This is a genomic window from Methanoculleus sp. MH98A (assembly GCF_000691865.1).
Classification (GTDB): domain Archaea; phylum Halobacteriota; class Methanomicrobia; order Methanomicrobiales; family Methanoculleaceae; genus Methanoculleus.
The window spans coordinates 1-2,284 of record NZ_JMIO01000145.1 but is presented as its reverse complement, the minus strand read 5'-3'; the positions used below and the strand labels follow the sequence as shown (position 1 = coordinate 2,284).

The following is a 2,284-nucleotide window of genomic DNA, read 5'->3' as shown; positions in this document are numbered from 1 at the left end:
GACCCGTTCCGCTGTCATCTGCTCTCACCGGTCAGTCCACGTAGTTCTATCTCCATGCTCATTCTCCGTCCGTGGTCGCAAGAGTACCGCAGGTCCGCGACAATACGCGGTATCGCCCCTTAAGTGACAACCGAGGTTTTTCCGCCGCCCGGAACGGGCAAGGGTTACTCAGATGCACTTCCACGGGTTGTGCCGTCTTGAGACTGGATCGTTACTCCATATACCTTTTCTCTCACATTCCTCTACACGTCGGGGCGTGAGAGGAGTGGATCCGACCAGTGGCCGTGGTAAACCGACGATACTCTGCACCGGTCACTTTTCGGAAATTTCAAGCCCGGGCGGTTCCATACTGACTTTAACCACGCCGGTTCCATCGGCCCGGAACTACCATGAGACGACCGATCCTTGCCGTTATCGTCGGAGTAATAGCTGTCTACGCCTGCATGCACTTCTCCATCTTACCGGAGGCCCCGGACGTCACCCGTATCGAGAATATCACCCATCTTGAGTCCCTGGCATATCATCCGGCCGTCCTGGACCTCTGGGAGATCGCCGTCGAGAGCACCGACGTCGAGAACGAGTCGGCTGTGCTGCGGAAGCTGGAGGTCGATCTCGCCGGGAATGGCGCGGCTCGGGTGATATGGCTCTACTTCTACGGTGATAAGGACGGCGAACAGCACGGCTACGAGGCGTATGTGGGGCCGGGCGGAACAGTATCGGCCAAATCGCAGAAGTTCAATTTTTCCGTGCAGGGGGTGCACCCCCTCGAACTCTTGCGGGAGGTCGACGCCATCGCCCTGGAGGATATTCCCTCCCGGGACCGGGGTATGAGGCTTCTTGTAAACCCGAACGCGTACGGGGACCACTACAACGAGACCCGGGGAAGGCTCTACGAGGTCTCGGATGGAATGTTTTGCCCGGTCAAAGAGGTGACGTTCGGCCCGGACGCGCGCTGGTACACCATCACGATCACTCCCCACCGGGAGTCTCCGCCGTCTCCGGGAGAGATTTTTATTGCGTTCACCCGGCAGGATATCGCGGCGGCCGGGTGTGTAGTCTACGGGTAAGCTGGTTTGGCGTCCAGAACCGGGACTCGTCGTCTCTGGATCATTCACCCCGCCCCCTGGTGACCTAACCGGTTGCGTCCACGTCCCTGTTCGTCCGGGATACAGCATCCCGCCAGGGGAAGTAGCGTACCACCCTTCCGTCCTTCTCGCTTCGTATAGTACCCTCGCGGGCGAGCAGCGCCGTATGCCAGGTCACCGATGCACCGGCGATATCGAGCGCGGATGCGACTTCTTTCCGCGTCATTCCTGGGTTCCGGCCGAGGAGGTCGAGTATCAACTTGCGTGTTCCGTTGAGGGTGTAGCCAGTCTTCTCTCCCTCGCTTGCCGCCCTGCTGTTCGCGTAATACCGCAGGAGTCCGTGATCGTGCTCAGATACTATCTGCCCCGTCTCACAGAGGGTCTCAAGGTGGTACCGGAGCGTCCCGACGTTAACCCCCAGCATATGGGAGAGGGTCGAATGGTTGATCCCGGGGTTGTCCCGGATGCAGAGGTACGCCGCATGGCGGGTATCATGTTCGAGAGCGTTCTTTCGGGAGATCCTCCTGTAGCCGAGGCAGAGCCATGCCAACACCGATATGAGAATCTGCACCGGGAGGAAGAGCAGGGGGGCGATCATGAAGACGAAGTCAAGCAGGACCAACTTCAGGGGCACATTCCAGATGTATATTGCGGCAGGATCGTCTGGTACCAACTCCGGAAACTCCCCCTCGCTCATTATGGTGCTGGCAGCGCTCCCCGTGGGGATGAGCAGCATGAGAGTGATGAAGAGCAGGGTGCTCCTTGCGGCAGGGGTTCGGTTCGGCATTGGGAAGATCAAGTGGCTGGGGATATAAAAAAGATGTGATTTATTCTGCCGTGGCCTCGAAAGTATAAGCCTGCGTATCTTGCACGACTTCCCCATAGACCTGAAACTGCCACGTTCCGGACTCTGGCGAGGAGATCCACGTGCGGATCTGGGCATTCTTGTAACCATCGAGATCGATGTCGTGATAGTAGGCATAAGTGCTTCCACTTGGCGAGATGACCTTCAGTGTCAACGACTGCTGGGGGATAAACCAGTTCAGGTTCACAAACAGTGTTGAGCTTCCGGGAGGCACGTATGCGCTGTGGCCGTTCGTCTCCCCCTGCTGTATAGAATAAAAGGCACAAATACCGGTGTCGTTTTCCAGGACATTCTCTCCCGGAGCGATGTTCACACCACATTCGTTGCCTCCGGC

General features: G+C 58.0%; 2 protein-coding genes and 1 pseudogene. 1 reads left to right on the top strand and 2 read right to left on the bottom strand.

Features of this window, described 5'->3' with window-relative positions; all coding sequences use genetic code 11:
* Window positions 1-389 precede the first annotated feature (389 nt).
* Window positions 390-1,067, top strand: a complete 678-nt coding sequence (locus tag EI28_RS12155; RefSeq protein ID WP_048115176.1) for a hypothetical protein — start codon at window positions 390-392, stop codon at window positions 1,065-1,067.
* A gap of 64 nt (window positions 1,068-1,131) precedes the next feature.
* Here the strand turns inward: EI28_RS12155 and EI28_RS12150 are convergent, their stop codons facing one another.
* Both EI28_RS12150 and EI28_RS14505 read right to left on the bottom strand, forming a co-directional pair.
* Window positions 1,132-1,872 (bottom strand): winged helix-turn-helix transcriptional regulator, encoded by a 741-nt coding sequence (locus EI28_RS12150; RefSeq protein ID WP_197018513.1) that lies wholly within the window; start codon window positions 1,870-1,872, stop codon window positions 1,132-1,134.
* A gap of 40 nt (window positions 1,873-1,912) precedes the next feature.
* Window positions 1,913-2,284 (bottom strand): annotated as a pseudogene (locus EI28_RS14505) (hypothetical protein); the annotation flags it as partial.